At 70.3% G+C, this 18,716-nt stretch carries 19 protein-coding genes and 1 pseudogene; 8 read left to right on the top strand and 12 right to left on the bottom strand.

Features of this window, described 5'->3' with window-relative positions:
• The first annotated feature begins 165 nt into the window (after positions 1 to 165).
• Positions 166 to 1,110: a glycosyltransferase gene (locus ASG32_RS32880; RefSeq protein ID WP_082558034.1), complete on the top strand. Its 945-nt coding sequence runs from the start codon at positions 166 to 168 to the stop codon at positions 1,108 to 1,110.
• A 243-nt stretch (positions 1,111 to 1,353) separates the two neighbouring features.
• On the opposite strand, the gene ASG32_RS35695 is transcribed toward ASG32_RS32880, so the two are convergent.
• Positions 1,354 to 1,479: a hypothetical protein gene (locus tag ASG32_RS35695; RefSeq protein ID WP_280141609.1), complete on the bottom strand. Its 126-nt coding sequence runs from the start codon at positions 1,477 to 1,479 to the stop codon at positions 1,354 to 1,356.
• A gap of 4 nt (positions 1,480 to 1,483) precedes the next feature.
• Here ASG32_RS35695 and ASG32_RS23750 point away from each other — a divergent pair.
• Both ASG32_RS23750 and ASG32_RS23755 read left to right on the top strand, forming a co-directional pair.
• Positions 1,484 to 2,430 (top strand): annotated as a pseudogene (locus ASG32_RS23750) (transposase); the annotation flags it as partial.
• A gap of 325 nt (positions 2,431 to 2,755) precedes the next feature.
• Complete coding sequence (locus ASG32_RS23755; RefSeq protein ID WP_244492157.1) at positions 2,756 to 3,334, top strand: hypothetical protein; 579 nt, start codon at positions 2,756 to 2,758, stop codon at positions 3,332 to 3,334.
• A 46-nt stretch (positions 3,335 to 3,380) separates the two neighbouring features.
• On the opposite strand, the gene ASG32_RS23760 is transcribed toward ASG32_RS23755, so the two are convergent.
• The 4 genes from ASG32_RS23760 to ASG32_RS23775 all read right to left on the bottom strand — a co-directional run bounded on the left by ASG32_RS23760 (position 3,381) and on the right by ASG32_RS23775 (position 7,914).
• Positions 3,381 to 4,517 carry a glycosyltransferase gene (locus tag ASG32_RS23760; protein WP_056531405.1) on the bottom strand — a complete coding sequence of 379 codons (1,137 nt, stop codon included), beginning with the start codon at positions 4,515 to 4,517 and terminating at the stop codon, positions 3,381 to 3,383.
• A gap of 67 nt (positions 4,518 to 4,584) precedes the next feature.
• The gene (locus ASG32_RS23765) at positions 4,585 to 5,343 is read right to left on the bottom strand and encodes a lysophospholipid acyltransferase family protein (protein ID WP_056531407.1); all 759 of its coding nucleotides are present in this window, start codon (positions 5,341 to 5,343) and stop codon (positions 4,585 to 4,587) included.
• 95 nt (positions 5,344 to 5,438) lie between these two features.
• Positions 5,439 to 6,968: a phytoene desaturase family protein gene (gene crtI, locus ASG32_RS23770; protein WP_020090860.1), complete on the bottom strand. Its 1,530-nt coding sequence runs from the start codon at positions 6,966 to 6,968 to the stop codon at positions 5,439 to 5,441.
• Between the two features lie 97 nt (positions 6,969 to 7,065).
• Positions 7,066 to 7,914, bottom strand: coding sequence for a type 1 glutamine amidotransferase (locus ASG32_RS23775; protein WP_056531409.1), 849 nt, complete (start codon positions 7,912 to 7,914; stop codon positions 7,066 to 7,068).
• 197 nt (positions 7,915 to 8,111) lie between these two features.
• Here ASG32_RS23775 and ASG32_RS23780 point away from each other — a divergent pair, with 197 nt between their 5' ends.
• Positions 8,112 to 8,426 carry a hypothetical protein gene (locus ASG32_RS23780; protein WP_056531411.1) on the top strand — a complete coding sequence of 105 codons (315 nt, stop codon included), beginning with the start codon at positions 8,112 to 8,114 and terminating at the stop codon, positions 8,424 to 8,426.
• Positions 8,404 to 8,982 (top strand): cache domain-containing protein, encoded by a 579-nt coding sequence (locus ASG32_RS23785; protein ID WP_244492159.1) that lies wholly within the window; start codon positions 8,404 to 8,406, stop codon positions 8,980 to 8,982. Before ASG32_RS23780 ends, ASG32_RS23785 begins: the two co-directional genes overlap by 23 nt.
• A 26-nt stretch (positions 8,983 to 9,008) precedes the next feature.
• On the opposite strand, the gene ASG32_RS23790 is transcribed toward ASG32_RS23785, so the two are convergent.
• From ASG32_RS23790 to croR, 7 genes are all read right to left on the bottom strand, one after another.
• Entirely contained in the window at positions 9,009 to 10,217 is a 1,209-nt protein-coding gene (locus ASG32_RS23790) for an ABC transporter permease (RefSeq protein ID WP_056531413.1), read from the bottom strand.
• The gene (locus ASG32_RS23795) at positions 10,214 to 11,191 is read right to left on the bottom strand and encodes an ABC transporter ATP-binding protein (RefSeq protein ID WP_056531415.1); all 978 of its coding nucleotides are present in this window, start codon (positions 11,189 to 11,191) and stop codon (positions 10,214 to 10,216) included. The genes ASG32_RS23790 and ASG32_RS23795 overlap by 4 nt, the downstream gene beginning before the upstream one ends.
• A 4-nt stretch (positions 11,192 to 11,195) precedes the next feature.
• Positions 11,196 to 11,615, bottom strand: coding sequence for a DUF2141 domain-containing protein (locus ASG32_RS23800; RefSeq protein WP_056531417.1), 420 nt, complete (start codon positions 11,613 to 11,615; stop codon positions 11,196 to 11,198).
• A gap of 44 nt (positions 11,616 to 11,659) precedes the next feature.
• A complete protein-coding gene (crtI, locus tag ASG32_RS23805) occupies positions 11,660 to 13,249 on the bottom strand; it encodes a phytoene desaturase family protein (RefSeq protein ID WP_056531419.1) in 1,590 nt (529 codons plus the stop codon).
• 232 nt (positions 13,250 to 13,481) lie between these two features.
• Positions 13,482 to 14,483: a helix-turn-helix domain-containing protein gene (locus tag ASG32_RS23810; RefSeq protein WP_056531421.1), complete on the bottom strand. Its 1,002-nt coding sequence runs from the start codon at positions 14,481 to 14,483 to the stop codon at positions 13,482 to 13,484.
• Between the two features lie 186 nt (positions 14,484 to 14,669).
• Positions 14,670 to 15,497: an RNA methyltransferase gene (locus tag ASG32_RS23815; protein ID WP_199866156.1), complete on the bottom strand. Its 828-nt coding sequence runs from the start codon at positions 15,495 to 15,497 to the stop codon at positions 14,670 to 14,672.
• Between the two features lies 1 nt (position 15,498).
• Positions 15,499 to 15,972 carry a 3-hydroxybutyryl-CoA dehydratase gene (croR, locus tag ASG32_RS23820; RefSeq protein ID WP_020090850.1) on the bottom strand — a complete coding sequence of 158 codons (474 nt, stop codon included), beginning with the start codon at positions 15,970 to 15,972 and terminating at the stop codon, positions 15,499 to 15,501.
• A 189-nt stretch (positions 15,973 to 16,161) separates the two neighbouring features.
• On the opposite strand from croR, the gene ASG32_RS23825 reads away from it, so the two are divergent.
• The 3 genes from ASG32_RS23825 to ASG32_RS23835 all read left to right on the top strand — a co-directional run bounded on the left by ASG32_RS23825 (position 16,162) and on the right by ASG32_RS23835 (position 18,686).
• A complete protein-coding gene (locus ASG32_RS23825; protein WP_056531423.1) occupies positions 16,162 to 16,767 on the top strand; it encodes a cation transporter in 606 nt (201 codons plus the stop codon).
• 32 nt (positions 16,768 to 16,799) lie between these two features.
• Positions 16,800 to 17,651 carry a metallophosphoesterase gene (locus ASG32_RS23830; protein WP_199866157.1) on the top strand — a complete coding sequence of 284 codons (852 nt, stop codon included), beginning with the start codon at positions 16,800 to 16,802 and terminating at the stop codon, positions 17,649 to 17,651.
• 141 nt (positions 17,652 to 17,792) lie between these two features.
• Complete coding sequence (locus ASG32_RS23835; RefSeq protein ID WP_020090847.1) at positions 17,793 to 18,686, top strand: transporter; 894 nt, start codon at positions 17,793 to 17,795, stop codon at positions 18,684 to 18,686.
• The last annotated feature ends 30 nt before the right edge of the window (positions 18,687 to 18,716 follow it).

An 18,716-nucleotide genomic window follows, 5' to 3' on the forward strand; every position in this document is an offset into this window, starting at 1 on the left:
GGAACCGAGCACTTCAGCGCCGCTCGCTCGCCCAGCCATCGTCACGCGACCGACGATGCACTAACTTCGAACCTGGGCCACCGCATGGGGGCAGGCCAATGCAACCAGCCCCGTGTCCGGTTTGACAGGGGCAACTCCAGCGACACTTTCCAGTGGGGCGGTTAAATGGGCGTTGAGCTTTCGATAGTGATCTGCAGCCGAAATCGCGCCCAAAATCTCGGCGAGACGCTTTCCTCGCTCGCGCGAATAGAAACTAAGCGAAGCTGGGAAGTTCTGGTCGTTGATAACGCGTCGACGGATGGCACCGCGGATGTTCTGGAGGCTTTCGATGACTTAGGCGGTCGCCTCCGAACGATGCAAGTTCTCGAGATTGGGCTAGGAAATGCCCGGGATATTGCATGGCGCAATACATCCGGCGCAGTTGTCGCCTTCACCGACGATGACTGCTACCCTGAACGTGACTATGTTGACAAGATTCTTAAAGTATTTGATCAAGACCCAGGCTTGGCGTGCGTTGGTGGTCGAATATTACTGCACGATCCCAACGATTATCCAATTACCATAGATGAGCGTGAAGTGCGCGTCGACATCGCTCCATTCCAATTTATACCGGCCGGCACGTTGCAGGGCGCAAACATTGCGCTGCGTCGAAAAGCGCTAGAACAGATTGGTGGCTTTGATCGCGACTTAGGAGCGGGGACTCCATTTCCTTGCGAGGATGTAGATGTCGTAGCGGCGGTTGCATGGGCCGGTTTACGCTCAGCATTTGATCCCCGACCAGTAGTCCGGCATCATCACCGACGCAAAGCGCCGGACGTTCCGATTTTAATGAAGAGTTATGACTATGGACGCGGGGCTTACTACGCGAAATATCTGCTAAAACGGGAGTGCCGAGCTGCTTACCTGAGTGGTTGGAAAAAGAGCCGCTTATTATACGTTCATGGTGATAGCCTACGCAGCTTTCTGCGCGAGCTAGCGTCTGCAAGACGTTACTTAGTGCACCGAGGTGCATATAGTCTCTTATTCATGCTGACCTTGGTCGCTTTGGTTCGTTTGTTGCATCTAACAATTCTTATTGTGTTGCACCGGCTCAAGCGATTAACTCGGTGAGTCAGTAAAGCGTGCACTGAGCAGCATAAGCGCGTCAGTATATAGTAGGATAACTAAGGGGTTTATGTAACATTCCCGCACTTAAATAGAAGATAAAATTGAGGTTTAATAAAAATTCTCCCTCATCAGCCCCTACCGGGTGGCTTTCCGTTGGATTTGGTGGAAAATTAGAGCGTTTTCGGTTCGGTCTGAGTCGACCTGATGGGGTTCACGCGTAATTACCCAGCCCTGTGATGACGGGGTTCAGGCGTCGACAGTTTTGAGGATGGTACCGAAGGAGCTGCTGACTGTGAGGCGGGCAGTGTCGACGACGGTGCGGATGGCGGCCTCGCCCTCGGCCGCCCACATGGCGCGGTAGCCGTTGGTCACCTTCGAGGCGTGCGCGTGCTGCGGCGCCGGCCTGCACGCCACTCTTCCGGCAGAGGTCGTCAGCGTCGCCGAGCAGATCGAGCTGCCCGCGGTGGCGCCGATCGTGACGCAGCACCAGCGTCTCGCGGTCCGTTGCCCGCGCTGTGGGGAGCGGGTGGTCGCACCGGTGCCGGAGCCTGTCCTACGAGCGGCTGCAGGCAGTGCTGTGTGACCTGTTCGGCCTCACCCTCAGCCAGGGCGGGCTGATGAACCTGCTCCGCCGCGCGCAGGGCTGCTTCCGTGCCGGTCGTGACGCGGCCATCGCGATGCTGCGCAAGGCTGAGGTCGTCGCCTCGAGACCGGCGTGCGCATCGAGGGCTCGAACGCTTACCACTGGCTGTTCCACTCAGCCGCGGCCGTGGTGCACACGGCTTCGCCGACGCGCGGTGCTGTCGTGGTGCGCGAGATGATGGACGGGCACCGGCCCGSGGTGTGGATCTCGGACCGCTACACCGCCCAACAGGGCCACGCGGATGAGCACCAGACCTGCCTGGCGCATCTGGCCCGCGATGTCGCCTACGTCGTCGAGGTCAGCGACGATCCCGTCCCCTGGCGCCTGCAACTCTGGCTACAGAGCGTCTTCGCCCTGGCCGAGCGCGTCACCCACTTGGCTGCCTCGACGCTCTCGGCCAAGCGCCGGAGCCTGGATCGGCAACTCGGCGCCATCCTCGCCACGTCGAGCCGCTGTGACCTGACCCGCGAGCTCCAGGCCAAGATCAGCCGCGCGCGCGATCAGTTCCTGGTGTTCCTCGCCTATCCTGGAAAGGTCGAGCCGACCAATAACGGCTCCGAGCGGCTGCTGCGTCCGGCCGTCGTGCAGCGGAAGGTGACCAACGGCTACCCGTCGTCGACACCGCCCGCATCACAGGCAGCAGCCCCTTCAGCACCGTCCTCAAAACCATCGGCGCCTGAACCCCGCCATCACAGGCCTGGGTAATCACGCCAGACGCCTGTGGACAAGAGCAGCGCATCGCCGGTGCAGGCGCTCCGATGGTCTGGCAGAGAACGGTCTCGCGACCTCGGCTTGAAAAATAAATGTCCGCATAAATAAATATCATGTCTCCGAAGTATATATTCAGAATACCATTGTTGGACGAAGCGTGCTTTCAGAGCTAACGGTGCGGACGATTGAGATTGGCGGGTGTTGGAGCCTAGAAACTCATCCGTGTGTTCGCCGCACACGAAGCGACGTGGAGGGTAGATCATGGGATGGTTCAGGTGTGTAGGGCGGGTCGAGTTGGCCCTGGTCGCGTCGGTCGCGGGCGCGTTGGGGGCTCAGGCAGCCGGGGCGCCGAAGAGCGAGCCGCTGATGACCGTCGTTCCGGCGCCGTCCGGTCCCGCCGGCCTCGCATCGGCCGATCCGCCCGCCTTGCGGTACGGTGTCCTCTATGCCGATGACAAGGGCCACAGCCATGTCCAGTATTGCGACCTGAAGAACTTCATCTTCAAGAGCTACGCGCCTCCGGCAGCGCCGCAATATGTCGGCTTTCCGCCGGGTGAGGTGACGTCGATCAAGTACGCGGTCCTGCCGGTCGGCTATGTCGGCACATGGCACACGGCGCCGGGTCCCCAATGGGTGATCACCCTGTCGGGCCGCTGGTCCGTGGAGGCTACGGACGGGTCGGTGCTGGAGCAGGGCCCCGGCGAGGTGGAATTCAACGCCGATATGGGATCGACACCGCAGGGGCCTGAGAGCCATGTCGGACACCTGACCCGGCAGGTCGGCGACGTGCCGAACGTGCAGCTCATCGTCTCGCTGAAGCCGCAGGTCGGAAAGGCCCGCTCCACCGATCCGTGCCAGCCGTCCCAACCGTGAGGTCCGGGCGCGGGCTGGCATCCTCTGTTCCGCCGGCCCGCGCGGGTCAGCCGCCGCTCACCGGATAGCTGCGGCCCTTCCAGGTCGCCGCGCCGGCCCGTTCGCGGCGCAGGAGCACGTTCCACTGGATCGCCAGGGCCACCGCGACCGCCGCGGGGTGGAGCGGGATCGTCGCCCACGGGGCCCGGACCGCGACGGTGACGGCCGTTCGGGTCGCCAGGGACAGGCCGAGGGCCAGGGCGGCCGGGGTCAGGGCGGAGGCCGGCAGCAGCCCGAGCAGCCCGGCCAGGACGAGGAGCGGCGGCAGGATCTGACCGCAGCCGAGGAGCAAGGTCCAGATCGGAAGGGCGCGGGGCGTGGCCATGCCCTCGTGGGCGTTCTTGGAGAAGCCGGCCCAGGCTTGGGCGAAGCCGTCGTACATCCGGCAGGTGGCCAGCGCGGCGGCGGCCACGAGATCCGTCCGGTAGCCCGCGGCCCGGAACAAGCGGGGCAGGCGGACTCCGTCGTGCAGGGAGGTGCGGATCGCGCCGTGGCCACCGGTGGCCGCGTAGGCCCCCCGATCCATCAGGATCAGTTGACCGCAGGCCGCGCCGAGCGACGGGTCGGACAGGCGGCGCATCAGCGGCACGGGCAGGAAGCCGAGGAGCAGGAAGTCGATCATCGGCACCGTCAGCATCTCACCCACCGTGTCGGTCCGCTGCCGGGGCACGCCGCTGACGAGGGCCGCGCCGGTGCGGCGAGCCTGCGCCGCGAGGGCGGCGGCTGCCCCGGCCTCGAGGCGCACATCGGCGTCGATGAACAGCAGGTGGTCGCCGCGGGCGAGCCCGGCCATGTGGCTGCAGGCGTGGTTCTTGCCCGTCCATCCGTCGGGCAGGGCCGGCACCGGGACGAGACGCAGGCGCGGGTCGCCGACGGCGCGCACGATCTCGGCGGTCGCGTCGGTGGAATGGTCGTCGCCGACGATCACCTCCACTGGGACCGCGGCGCTGGCGAGCGCCGCCCGCACGGTGGCGTCGATGTTGCCGGCCTCGTTGCGCGCCGGGATCAGGATCGAGACGAGACCGGCCCCGATCTCCACCGCGGGCCGGCGCAGGACCGCGAGATTCACCGCCGCCAGGATGGCCGGCAGGAGGGCGGTGGCGAGGCAGAGGTACGCCAGGGCCGTGAGGATCGAGTCGGTCATCGTCTGCGCCGGCAGGGGGGGGCGCCACGATAGGGGATCGGGCGGGATCTGGCGCGCGCGGGCGGTCTCATCCGGCGCGATCCTGGCCGCCCGCGGCGCGGTGCGCCGGATCGAACCGGCGGCCGGAGAGCCGGGCCGACAGGCGTCGCCACAGGTCGTAGAGGCCGCCGACGCCCTTCCGGCCGGAAAGCAGGGTGCGGAAGCGTCCAGGCTCCCGGCTGATCACGTCGGCGCTCAGGCGGTCGAGGGTTCGGGTCAGTTCGGATTCCAGGCGCGCGAGGCGCTGATCGCGCGGGAGCGCGGCGAGTTCGGATCCGGCGATCCCCGGCCCGAAGGCCGCGAAGGCTCCCGCGCCGCGCTCGTCCCAGTAGGTGTACTCGACGGCGAGCGGGACGAAGAGCGCGTCGGGGGCGATCTCGGCGAGCCGCGCGACGCCGGGACGGAGGGCCAGCGGCCGCGCGCGGGCATCGGCGAAGCGGCCCTGCGCGGTGATCCAGAGCATGCCGTCGGGGGCTCCGAGGATCGACCGTGCGGCTGCCAGGAACTGTGCCGCCCCGCGCGGGCTGTCGAGGTCGACGCCGAAGGCGCCGATCCGCTCGAAGATGCGGTAGCGCGCCAGCATCGCGGCGTCGAACGGCGCGCGGCTCGCCCGCTCCGGATAGAGCCGGCCGCCCAGCACGATGATCAGCGCGGCGTCCCACCAGGCCGGATGGTTGCAGTAGACCACGATCGCGCCGGGATGGTTCGCGTCAGGCGGCGTGCTCCAGAGGGGCAGCCGCAGGGCGTCGAGGTGGCGGTGCAGGTATCGCTCGAACCACGCCACCATGAAGGCGCGGATCCGGGGCGAGACCGGGGGCAGGGGGGCGCCGTGCGCGCCTCTCGCGCCCCCCGCACCGGGGGGCGGAGATGGCGGCGTCGCGGTCACGCCGAGGCGCGCAGGGCGCCGCGCGCGTCCTGGTCATGCGCGTCGGCGGCGATCCAGCCCGACATCATCACCATCGGCATGCCGGGCCCCGGATGGGCGGCGCCGCCCGCGAGGTAGAGGCCGCGCACCTGCCGCGACCGGTTGCCGGGCTTGAACGCCCCCATCACGCGCCCGTGGGAGGCGAGGCCGTAGATCGCGCCGTTCAGGACCTTGTAGCGCTCGTGGATGTCCTGCGGCGTGAGGTGGCGCTCGACGACGATACGCTCTTCGAGGTCCGGCATGCCGGCGGTGCGCTTGAGCTTGTCGAGGATCGTGCGGCGGTAGTTCTGGAACAGCGGCCCGTCCGGGCGCCAGTCGTGGTGCGGCCGCAGATACGGCGTGTGCACGAGGACGTAGAGCGCCTCGCCGCCCTCGGGCGCCACGCTCGGATCGGTGGAGGAGGGAGCTGCCAGATAGGCGGTGGGGTCCGGGGCCGGCTCGCCCTTGTTGTAGATGTAGTCGAACTCCTCCTCCGGGTCGCGGGAGAAGACGAAGTCGTGGTGATTGAGGTGCTCGTAGCGCTTGTTCAGGCCGAGATAAAGCACCACGCCCGAGCAGGCCGGTTCGGGGTTCTTCTTGGCGTAGGCCTTGGCGGCCTCGCCGCCCACGAGCTCGCGGTAGGTGCGGACCGAGTCCATGTTGGAGATCACCGCGTCGTAGGGCGTGACCCCCGCGGCCGTCCGCACGCCCCGGACCGCGCCGTTGGCGGTCTCGATCCCGGTCACCTCGGTGTCGGTCTTGCACGTGGCGCCGAGTTCCTGGGCGAGCTTCGCCAGCCCCTCGGCAACGGCGCGGGTGCCGCCCATCGGGTACCAGACGCCGTCGGCCGTCTGCATGTGGGCGATGGCGCAGAGCACCGCCGGCGCGCCGTAGGGCGAGGAGCCGACATACTGCACGAAGTGGTCGAGCATCTGCGCGAGCCGCGCGTCCTTGACCTTGCCGCGGATCGTCGAGGCCACCGAGGCGTGCATGCGCAGCGACAGTACGTCGCGCAGCGTGCCCGGGTTCATGTTGGCGCGGATGTTGATCGTGTCGAACAGGTCCTCGACCGGCTTCCAGAAGAAGAATTTCTCGGACACGCCGTGAAGATGCTCGGAGATGGTGATGAACTTCTTGTAGCCCTCGCCGGTGCCGGGGGCGAAGCGCTCCATGTCGCCGGCCATCCGCTCGACGTCCTGCATCAGGTCGATATGCGTGCCGTCGTCGAAGAAGCAGCGCCACTGCGGGTCCAGGCGGCGCAGGTCCATGTAGTCGTGGACCGAGCGGCCGGACTCCGCGAAGATCCGCTCCAGCACCCGGGGCACGGTCAGGATCGTCGGCCCCATGTCGAAGCGGAAGCCGCCCTCGTGGAGCACCGCCGCCTTTCCGCCGAGCCAGCCGTTCTTGTCGTAGACCGTCACGCGGTGGCCCCGCGCGGCCGCTACGCACGCGGCGGCGAGTCCGCCGAGCCCGCTGCCGATGACGGCGACCGTGGAATCCTGGCTCATCCTGCTGGCTGGCTCCCCGGGCCGAGGAAGGCGTGGCCCGCAGAGCGAAGCTAGACCTGGGGCCGGGCGGGTCAACGCGCCACCCGGTCGCGGTCGCCTAGTGGCGGCGCTCGCCTGTGGACAGGCGCGCCAGGAAGTTTCCGATCTCCCGCCGGCGGAGCCCGGCCTCCAGCACCTCGGGCCCGACGCCGTGACGCCAGGCCAGGCGGCGCGCGGTCTCCGGGTCGTGGCCCTGGAGCGCCGCGACTTCGTCGGCATAAGCGGCTACGGCCCGCGAGTTCTCGGCGAGTCCCGCCTCGACGATGGCGGTGTCGCAGAGGCGCAGCATCGCGGCCAGCTCGTCGAGGTCGAGCTCGGGATGATACTGCGTCCCCCAGAACCAGCCGCGATCCCGGCGGATCTCGAGGGCCTGGATGCCGAGAACGCGGTTGCCGGCGAGCACGCGGGCGCCCGGGGGCGGCTCTAGGACGGCGTCGGAGTGGATCGCCGGGGCGTCCCAGGTCGCCGGCCGTCCGGCGAGCAGAGGGTGAGTTCGGCCCTCCTCGGTCGGGGTGATCGCCCGGGCGAAGCCGTATTCCGGCCCGCGGGGGTTCTCGGCGGCGCGCCCGCCCGCCACCGTGGCGGCGACCTGTACGCCCCAGCACGAGCCGAAGACCGCGCGCCCGGCCTCGAAGGCCACGCGCATCAGGTCGAGCTGCCGGTTCACGGCCGGCGTGCCCTCCGAGACCTTGAGGGTCGAGCCGGTGAAGATCAGGCCATCGAACTCCGCGAGACCCGCCGGCAGGGCCGCGTCGGCGTCGGCGGCGTTGACGTGCCGGCAGACGGAGCCCGGCGCGAGGTCCCGCACCACCGCCGCGTAGGACTCGGCCGAGGTTCGTCCGGTGGCCGCGACGTGGCGGTCGCGGGCGGCGCGATCGTTGCCGTCGGCGATGAGCAGGCGGAGCATGCGGGATACCGGGGAGCGCGGCCGTAGCGGAGGCGCCTCTATGTCGGTGCGCACCGCGTCGCAGGAACGGCGCGGATCGTCGCGGGAGGCGGGCGCTGAAATCGGGCCCGACTCCTCCAAACGGGTGATGCGCCCCGCGAGGCCGGGTTTACCCCTGCCGTCTCGGACTCCGAGGAACGATCAGCGCGGAGGACAGGATGCCAGATCTCGCCGAGGTGGAGCTCTACTGCGCGGAAGCCCGGGATATCCTCGCTCACGCGGAGAACATCGTTGCCGACCTGGACCGGAGAGGTGCCTGCGAGGGGCACTCCCTGATGGCGAACCAGGGCCTCGCGGCGCTGCGGAACCTCGACCGCATCATCGAGCGGCACCGCAGGCGGCTGGCGTTCCTGGCCCTGCCCAACGCGGTCGGCCCGTCCCCACCTCCGTCCCCTCCGCGGAAGCGGAACTGGCTGCTCTTCCTCCGGCGGCGCGGCGGGTACGCGGGCCATGGCATCGAGGCGCATTCCTAAGGCTTCCCCGGAGGATCGGGCGAGCCACGCGAGGCGTGCAGATCCCCGGCTGCCGGCGACGCGGCGGTGCGACGGCCTGTCGAGGACCCTGCTGGTCGGGATCGTGCTGCTCGTCCTGGGGTTGGCCATCCCGGCCACCGCCCGGCGAGCACCCCCGCCGTTGCACCAGGCGGCCGAGATCGAGGCCCTGGTCAACAGGGCGGCCGACATGCTGGAGGCCGAGGGCGCGCGGGCGTTCGACGCGTTCCGGCGCAAGGGGAGCACCTGGCGATACGGGGACGTCTACCTGTTCGTCGTCGACCTGCGGGGGATCGTCCTCTTCAACGCCGCCCATCCGAACCGCGAGGGCCACGACCTGCTCCACGAGCGCGACGCCGACGGGAAGCAGTTCCACCACGATCTCATCGACGCCGTCACGCGGTTCGGGTCCGGATGGGTCGACTACATGTTCCCGAAGCCCGGCCAGTCGGCGCCGAGCGTGAAATGGAGCTACGTTTGCGCGACGCGCGTGGCCGGCGTGGAGGCGCTGGTCGGTGCCGGCGTCTACGTGGAGTAGCGCCGTCCGGATCGGCACGCCGGGACCTAGGCCGTCCGCCGCGCCGCCAACGCGAGGGCGAACGCGAGACCGGCCAGGGTCAGCGCCGCCAGGACGCCCAGGGCCGGGGCCGCGGCGGAGAAGCCCTCGCCCAGGGCGCTCTGGTAGGCCTCGATCGCCCAGGCGTTCGGGGTGAGCCATCCGGCCTGCTGCAGCCAGGGCGGCATCAGGAACCGCGGGACCATCGAGCCTCCGACCGCCGAGAGCAGCAGCACCCCGAAGGTCGAGGCGAGATGCGCCTGCTGGCGCGAGGCCGCGAGCGCGCAGGCCGCGAGCGCCAGACCGGCCGCCATCGCGGAGACCAGCAGGCAGGCGGCCAGGAAGGCCGGCCAGTGCGGACCGATCTCGACGCCGTAGAGAAGCGCGGCGGCCAGGAAGATCAGTCCGGCCTGGACGAGCCCCTGCAGCGTCAGGAAGGCGAACTTTCCGAGCACCACGACGGGCAATCCACCCGGCCCGGCCATCAGCCGCTCGGTGAGGCCCGTCTCGCGCTCCTCGACCAGGGACATGGCGCCCTGCATGGCGGCGAAGAGCAGGAACACCGCGGTTATCGCGCCGGCGTAGTAGCTCACCCGGGCATTGGCGGTCCCGGACGCGGTGCTGCGGCGCTCCACCAGGGAGGCGAAGCTGAACGGTTCCTTCTTGGCACGCTGCTCGGCGAAGGCCTCGTCGAGGAACCGGCGCTCGTCTGGACCGATCTTGCCCGTGCGCTCGACGTCGGCGACGACCCGCGACAGGACCACGTCGGGCAGCGCCTCGTTCAGGACCCGCTGGAGCTGGCCGAGGGCGATCGGTGTCGCCAGCGCCTTGGCGGGGTTCTCGACCAGCACCACCGGCTGGTCCGCGGAACCGGGCGCGGCCTCAGCAGGGACGGCGATCAGGTCTCCACGCAGGACCAGCGCCACGTCGACCTCGCCGGCCCGCACCGCCTGCGCCACGGCGTCGATGTCGGTCGCGGGCAGCCGCGTCACCCGGAGCGAGGGATCGGCCGCGAGCGCGTCGGCGAGGCGCTGTGTCGCCGCGGTGTGGACGAGGTCGGCCAAGCCGAGATGGATGCGGATCCGGTCGCCGATCGCACCGGAGAAGATCGCCGCGAAGATCGAGAAGATCACGGTCGGCAGCACGAAAGCCATCACCAGCGCGGCCCGGTCGCGCAGGAGGGTCAGGAGCATAACCCGGAAGGCGGCAGCGATCATCCGGCGGCCCCGACCCGGAGCGGGGTGGCTTCGGGATCCGTCAGTTCCCGCGGGCGGAGGGCGTCGAGGTAGAGCGTCTCCAGCCGCGGCGCCCGCACCCGGATCTCGGCCACCGGAACGTTCTGGGCGCGCAGGGCGCCGAGCAGTGCCGCGCCGTCGAGGCCGGCCCGTTCGACCGACCGCCAGACGAGGCCGCCAGCCTCGGCGGGCACGAAGCCGGCCCGGCGCAGCGCGCCCTCGGCCTGTCCCGTCACCGCGCCGGTGAGGCTCAGCTCCCGCTCGGGCGCGCCCGTGCGCAACTGCGCGAGCAGGTCGGCGAGACGGCCGGCACGCACGACCCGGCCCTGGGCCAGGAACGCGACCCGGGAGGCGAGGCGTTCCGCCTCGGCGAAATCGTGGGTGGCAATCAGGATCGCGGTGCCGGCGGCCTTCAGGCGGTCGAGCACCGCGTGGATCGCGGCCCGCGCGGCAAGGTCGACGCCGCTGGTCGGCTCGTCGAGGAGCACCAGCCGGGGCCGGTTCATCAGGCTCGCGGCGATGTTCACCCGGCGCCGGTACCCGCCCGACAGGACGCCGACCGGACGTCGCGCCACGTCGCCGATGTCGGCCATGGCCAGGGCGGCCTCCACGGCCGCCTTCCGGTCGCGGCGGGAAACCCCCGCCAGCTGCCCGAACACACCGAGATTTTCCGACACCGTCAGCCGCGGGTAGAGGGCGATCTCCTGCGGCACCCATCCGATGGCGCGGCGGGCCTGTCCCGCGCGGTACGGGTCCGCTCCGGCCACGCGCACCGATCCCCCACTCGGGGCGAGGCGCCCCGCCACGAGGCGCATCAGCGAGGACTTACCGGCCCCGTTCGGTCCGAGCAGCGCCAAGGTGTCGCCAGTGCCGAGGTCGAGATCGACCTGATCCAGCACCCGTCGGCCGCGGAGGTCGAGGCCGACGCCCGCGAGCCGGACGAGGGGGGCGTCCATCGGTTCACCGACCCGGCAGGGCACGGCCGAGGCGCACCCGTACGGCGGCGCCGGGCTCCCGGAGAGCGAAGGCCGCCTCGGCAAAGTCGGGTCGCGCCCGCCGCCCGACGGCCCCGGAGAAGCCGTAGGGCTCGAGCGGCAGGCCGAGGCCGGTGCGGTCGAGGCGCCCGTTGCCGTTGGCGTCCTGGTAGGCCGCCACCGCGTAGGTTCCCGGCGGGACATCCCGGAAGGTGAACCGCGCCCGGTCAGCGGTGGCCGGCGCGTCGTCCCCCCTGAGACACGACGTCTCCGAGAGACCACCCTGACAGAGCGCGACGCGCACCTGGCCGCCCCCGGGCTCGATGCCGTCGACCTCGACCTGGACGGCGGCGGCCCATGCCGGCACGGCCGCGGCGCAGAACCAGGCCGCCACGGCAACCGTCACGCGTCCTCTCGGCCTCCGGAGAAGGCTCCGGTCGGTCGCCGCGCTCACGAGGCCTCGCTGGAGGTGGCCAGCGGGGCGGTGTCGGGGATGCCGGCCGCGGCGGCGGCGCGGGCACCGGCAAGCTCCTCGATCAGCAGCCGGGCCGATATGCGGGCTCCCTCGTAGATCACCGGCAGGCCCGAGCCCGGATGGGTGCCGCCGCCGACGATGTAGAGCCCCGGTCCGAAACGATTGTGCGGCCGGAAATACAGCATCTGCATCAGGTCGTGGGCGAGGTTGAAGGTGGCGCCCTCGTGGACGGCGAAATCCTCCTCCCACTGGGTCGGGTCGATGATCCGCTCGTAGCGGATGCGGGACTCGAGATCGTCGATCCCGAGGAGCTTCAGCCGTTCCAGGACCAGGGCGCGGTAGGTCTCCCGCATCGCCGCCCAGTCGATCCCCGCCTTCAGGTTGGGCACCGGCACCAGCACGTAGAGAGCCGTGTGTCCGGGCGGCGCCATCCCGCCATCCGTGTAGCCCGCGTGCTGCACGTACAGGGACGGCTGCATCGGCAGCGTGCCCTCCGTGATCTCGCGGATGTTCTTCTCGTAGCCGTCGGCCAGGAGGATCGTATGATGCCCGAGGCTGTCGGGCATTTTCCCCTCGAGGCCGAGATACAGCATGAAGGTCGAGCAGGAGAGCCGAGCCTTCCGGATCTTGGCGTCGCGCCAGCGCGGCCGGTGCCGCTCCGGGACGAGGGCGCGCACGACCTTCGCGAAGTCACCGTTGATCAGCACCGCGTCGGCGTTGAAAGTCTCGCCGTCCGCTACCAAACCGGTGGCGCGCTTGCCGTCGAACAGCACCTCCTCGACGTTGCTGTTGAGCCGAAGGTCCACTCCCATGCGGCCGGCCAAGCCCGCCATCGCCTCGGAGACGGCGCCGCAGCCGCCCACCGGGTGATAGACCCCGTGCTCGTATTCGAGGAACGACAGGATGGTGAACAGGCTCGGGCACCGGAACGGCGACATGCCGAGATACTTGGTCTGGAACGAGAAGGCGAGGCGCACCCGCGGGTCGGCGAAGTGGCGCTTGAGGTCCCGGTCCACGCTCCGGCCCGGATGCAGGTAGGGCAGGGCGGCCAGCATGGCCGGGCTCGCCATGCTGCGCAGGGTGTGGAAGGCCTGTTCCAGGACCGGCTTGAAGTAGTTCAGCTTGGTCCGGTTCTCGGAGAAGAAGGCCTTGACGTTCTTGGCGTCGTCCGGCGCGAGGCGGGCGATCTCGCGCTCCAGGCGCTCGACGTCGCCGGTCGCGCGGATCGTTCCCGAGATCCCCTCCGCGCCCTCGAACACGAGGTGGTACTGCGGGTCGAGCCGCTCGAGCTTGACGTGGTCTTCCAGCCGCTCGCCGCAGCTCGCGAAAATATCCGCAAGAATCTGTGGATAGAGGAAGAACGTCGGGCCGATATCGAACCGGTAACCGCCGGGAGCCTCGACGGTCTTCGTCCGACCCCCGACCTGCGGGTCCTTCTCGAAGATGCTGACGTGGATCCCGGCCCGCGCGAGCAGCAGGGCGGCGGCCAGTCCGCCCGGTCCGGCCCCGACCACGGCCACCCGGCGTCCGGTCAGCGCCCGCAACCCATCCCCAGACTGAAGCAACGTCCCCGACTCCTCACAGAATCCCGATACCCCGTGCAGCCAAGCTAGCTTCGCATCATCGCGCGGCAATTGCAGCCGTTTGTCGCGCGCACAACGCTGTATACGATCATACCGTCGATACACATCCGCAAGGTTTCTCGAGGCGAGCCGCGTCGCGGACCGCCCGTGGCCTCACCGGCGGCCTCGCCAGCGCCGGATCGCGTGTCGGGCCGTCCTCGGTGGAGCGGGCGCGTCAGCGCTGGCCCAGACGCTCGTACCAGGCGTGGGCCTGGGCGGGCGTCTGCTCGAACGTCCGGGTGCCGTGGGGCCTCCGCGTCTGGCGCCATTCCCGCGGCGTCACCCCGAATCGAGCGCGGAAGGCGCGGCTCAGGTGGGCGGGATCCTTGAAGCCGTGCTCGCTCGCCAAGCGCGCGAGCGCCCGCGTCTCGAGCGGATCCTCCAGGGCGATCCGGATCGCCTCCAACCGCTTCTCCCAGACCCGGTGCATGACGCCGCCGACGTTCTGGAAGGCGCGGTACAGCACGGTCCGCGAGACGCCCACCCCGTCGGCGAGGCGGTCCGGCGATAGGTCGGGCGAGGCCAGGTGGAGATCCATCAGGTGCTCGACGAGGGCGACGAAGCCGGCATCCAATTCCGGGCCCTGCAGCACGTCCGAGGCCGCGGACGGATCGAACAGGCGGCGGACGAAACCGGTCAACTCACCCGCGATCGCCGGCTCGTCGTCGGCGGTGGCCGTCGGCAGCCGGCGGTACAGGGCGTGCAGCCGGGCGACGAGCAGACGGTTCCGCTCCCTGTCGAGGAAGATCGGGATCCGCTCGACCGCGCAGTCGGCCAGCAGGCGCCGCGGGATGGTCAGCCCGATCGCGCTGGAGCTCACCCCGCGGGTATCGAGTTCCCGGCCCATATTGGCGGCCATGATCCGGTTGCGCTGCTGCACCACCGGGCTGCCCGCGACGTCCCCGGACAGGCCACCCGACACGTAGAGCATGAACGTGAAGTGATCCGGCGTCGCCGCGGCGTGGCGGCGATCGCGGACCATGTGCTGGGCCGAGAAGACCATCCGGCTGGCGAGGATGTCCCCCAGGACCGTGCAGGACAGGTTCCCGCGCGGCACCGGAGCCCCTTTGATCTGCTCGATCCGAACGATGGGTGCCATCAGATCGCGCCAGGCCGCGAAGGCCTGCGCGGGTTCGAGGGGATCGGTGTTGAAGTGAAGCGTCGGGAGACTCGACATGCGATCCGGCGCGGCGTCGTGACGGTCTTGAGATCTCAGCTTGCGCACACCCGCGCGTGGCGTCGAGATGTCCATGTGTTGCAGGCGGACGATTGTGCGCCGGCCCTATTTGGCGGCGTCCGCGCGGAGAATACTGAGTTCAGGAAACGGCCGGCCCGGGCGAAGGGAGCTGTCGTCGCGGCGCGTTCACGTCCTGCCGAGGCGCCCCTGGCCGTGCGCGATGGTGTAGAGGGCGACGCCCGCCGCGGTGGCGACGTTGAGCGAGTCGAAGCCGGCGGCCATCGGGATCCGGATCGGACGCGACCGGGCCAGCGTCGCCGCATCGAGGCCGGGTCCCTCGGTGCCGAGGATCAGGAGCGCGCGCGCCGGGACGTCGAGCGTGTCCAGAGTTTCGGTCGCCCCCGGGCTGAAGGCCAGCGGCTGGAGATCGAGGGTTTCGGCGAGCCGCAGCCAGTCCTGCCCTTCCGGCAGCCGCGCGAAAGGCTGGATCAGGGCGGCCCCTGCGGAGACGCGGATGCTCTTGCGGTAGAGCGGGTCGCAGCTCGCCCCGTCGAGGAGCACGGCGTCGGCCCCGAAGGCCGCCGCGTTGCGGAAGGCGGCGCCGACATTGTCGTGATTGGTCAGGCCCGCGAGGCCGACCACGAGGGCGGGGGCGGGCGGCGGCGGTACGAGGTCGGCCGCGCCGGGCTCCGGCCCGCGCAGGCCGACCGCGAGGACCCCGCGGTGGATCGGGAAGCCCGTCACGGCGCTCATCACCGCCTTCGAGGCGCCGAACACGGGCGGCGGCTCCGCGGCGGCGGCGACGTCGGCGGCGAGCCCGGGCCAGCGCTCGGGCGCGAGGAGGATCGATTCGGCGCTGAAGCGGCTGCGGCGCCCGAGGAGCAGCCGCAGGGTCACCTCGCCCTCGACGATGAAGCGCCCGGCGCGGCCCACGAGGTCGCGCTCGCGCATCCGGGTATAGGGCTCGAGGCGGGGATCGTCCGGGTCAGCGAGGAGCTCCGGGACCGGAGGCACCTCAGCCCTGGGACCGGTCGGAGCGGTTCGCCAGCGGGTCGGCCTCGGCCTTGGTCGGCACCTTCACCAGGGCCTCGCCGTCGAGGACCGTCTCACCGCCCACCGAGCACTTGCAGGCGAGGCGCGCGCGCCGCCGCTCGGGCATGAGTTCGGCCACCGTCACGGTGACGTCGACGACGTCGCCGATCCGCACCGGGGCGCGAAAGTTCAGGGTCTGGGAGATGTAGACGGCGCCGGGCCCCGGCAGGCGGGTGCCGAGCACCGCCGAGATCAGCCCGGCCGTGTAGAGGCCGTGGGCGATGCGGGTGCCGAACGGCGTGCGCGCGGCGAAGTGCTCGGACAGGTGGATCGGGTTGCGGTCGCCGGTGATCTCGGCGAAGCCCACCACGTCCGAGGAGGCGATGGTCTTCGAGAGGGTCTCCGACAGGCCGACCTCGAGATCCTCGAAATAGAGCACGCGCAGTTCGGGCAGCATGACGCGGCAGACCTCCGGTTCCGGCCGGTCATTCGTCTCGTGCAGCCGGCTCCGGCAACGGCGTCGCACGATCCAGGCGGCGAATCCACCCGGACAAAGGCGTAACGGCGTCGAACTTTCTTGAGCCGCGGACAGGCTTTTCTCAACGGCCGCTCGACAGCGCCGCGCGCGTCGGCGAAGAGGCGTCCCGTGATCGCCGATGATGCGCCCCGGCCCGCGCCGCCCGCCCTCCGCCCGATCGTCGCCCGCGTGGCGGCGCTCAACCTCGGCTATTTCGGCATCGAGATCGCGGTGGCGCTCGCCATCGGCTCGGTGGCGCTGATCGCCGACAGCCTCGATTTCCTCGAGGACGCGGCGATCAACCTGCTGATCTTCGCGGGCCTCGGCTGGAGCGCGCGCAACCGCGCCCGGCTCGGCACCGCCATGGCGGGGATCCTGCTCCTGCCGGCGCTGGCGGGGGCCTGGGCGGCCTACGGCAAGATCGCCGATTTCACCGCCCCCGCGGCACTGCCCCTGACCCTCGCGGGGCTCGGGGCGCTCGCCGTGAACCTCACCTGCGCGCTCATGCTCGCCCGGCACCGCTCCGGCTCGGGCAGCCTGACCCGGGCGGCCTACCTCTCGGCGCGCAACGACGCCGTCGCCAACCTGGCGATCATCGCCGCCGGCCTGGTGACGGCCCTCCACCCGTCCCCCTGGCCCGACCTCGTCGTGGCGGCCGGGATCGCGATCCTCAACGCCGACTCGGCCGCCGACATCCTCAAGGCAGCCGCGGCCGAGCGCAGAGCCGCGCGGTAGCGGTCCCGAGCGGCGACACGGCAGCGACCATTATGCGCATCTTCCCCATCTCGGACCTGCACCTGGAGCGGCGTTCCCTCGACCGGATCGCGCCGCCCGCGGAGCCGTTCGACCTGCTCGCCTGCCCAGGCGACCTCCACGAGGGACATCCCGAGCGGGGGCTCGCGGCGCTGCTGCACCTCGCGCAGGGACGGCCGATCGTGCTGGTGCCGGGCAACCACGAGCGCTACGCGCCGACCGGGGACCGGCGGACCGCGCCGGAGCTGATCGCCGCCCTCGAGGCCGAGGTCGGTCGCCTCAACGGGCTCGGCGCGCGGATTCATCTGCTCCAGCACGCGCGGAGCTGCGTCATCGACGGTGTCCGCTTCGTCGGCACCACCCTGTGGAGCGACTGGACCCTCGCGGGGCGCTGGCTCGCACCGGACGCGCCGAACCGGCCCGACGATCCGGTGGCCTACGCGGCGTCGCGCATGACCGACCCGGTGACGGGCTCCCGGGAATATCGCGGCTCGATCCGCAAGGCCGCCGGCAGCCCCTGGCTGCCGGCGGACGCGATGGCGGAACACCGGATCGAGCGGGCGGCCCTGCACGCGGCGCTCCGGACCCCGCACGACGGACCGACCGTGGTGGTGACCCATCACCCGGCGAGCCCGCTCGCGGCCGACCGCTTCCGGGACGCGCCCGGCGTCCCCTGGTGGGTGCCGGCCTTCTACGCCAGCACGGCACTCGACGACCTCGCGGAGGCCGAGCGGCCGGAGCTGTGGATCTCCGGGCATTTCCACGCCGGCCACGACCTGCGGATCGGCCGTTGCCGCTGGATCTCGAACCCGGTGGAGGGCACGACCTACCGCGGCGACTTCGTCGTCGAAGTCGAGGAGCGGTGATTTAGTCCCCTCGCCAAGAGAACGGTCTGTCGACGCCGTGCGATCGCGCACGGCTTGGCCGTAACGGCGGGATGCTGTCGGAGTGAACGCCCGTCAAACCCTGATCGGCCCCGAATGACGGGGCTCAGGTTCGGGGTTTTCATGGCCGGATTTAGCCTGACGTCACGTTGGGTCGCGGCGGCGGCTCTTGCCGTCTCGGCCCCGATCGCCGCCGCGTCGACGGCCACGACCGCGCGGGCGGCGTCCGCGGCGCAGCCGGGACAGACGGTCGGCCTGCCGGTGGGCGACCAGCTGCCGGTCGGCCTGTATTTCGTGAACCTGTCGAGCTTCGGCGTGCGCGGCACGCTCCCGCGCGACTCGTCGACCAACGTCAACCTGCCGACCTTCGCGTGGGCGACGCCCTGGGATGTCGCGGGTGCGCGCCTGCAGTTCTTCTTCACCCAGCCGGTCGCGGCGGCGAGCAGCCAGGGGGCACCCTATCAGAGCGGCGTCGGGCAGCAGCTGCTGGCGGCCCAGCTCGCCTGGGACCTCGGCGGCGACGTCGGCTTCAGCTACCTGTTCGGCGGCTACCTGCCGATCCAGACGCGGTTCCTGACGCAGTCGGCCTCGCTGACCCACCGCTTCGCGCTGAGCTACACCGGCCAGGGCTGGAACCTCACGGCGAACCTGCTCTACGGCGTCTTCCTCGACACGCGCTCGCCCAGCGGCACCCTCTATCCGGACTACATGAACCTCGACCTGACCATGACGAAGAAATTCGGCTCCTGGCAGATCGGCGCGGTGGCCTTCGGGTCGACGGACCTTCCCACCGGCGTGGCGAGCTACCGTCCGCAGGGCCAGATCGCGGTGGGCGGTCTCGTCGGCTACAATTTCGGGCCCGTGAACCTGCAGGCCTACCTCACGCACGACGTGGTCGAGCGCAATTACGGCGGCCGCGAGGTTCGCGGCTGGCTGCGCGCGATCGTGCCGCTGTATCAGGACAAGAACGAAGTCGAGCCGGGCCGCACCCTCGTGACGCGGCGGCAGGCCGAGTAGCCGAGCCGGCTGAAACTGTCGGGGCCGGTG

The sequence above is a fragment of the Methylobacterium sp. Leaf361 genome, assembly GCF_001424445.1.
Classification (GTDB): Bacteria; Pseudomonadota; Alphaproteobacteria; order Rhizobiales; family Beijerinckiaceae; genus Methylobacterium.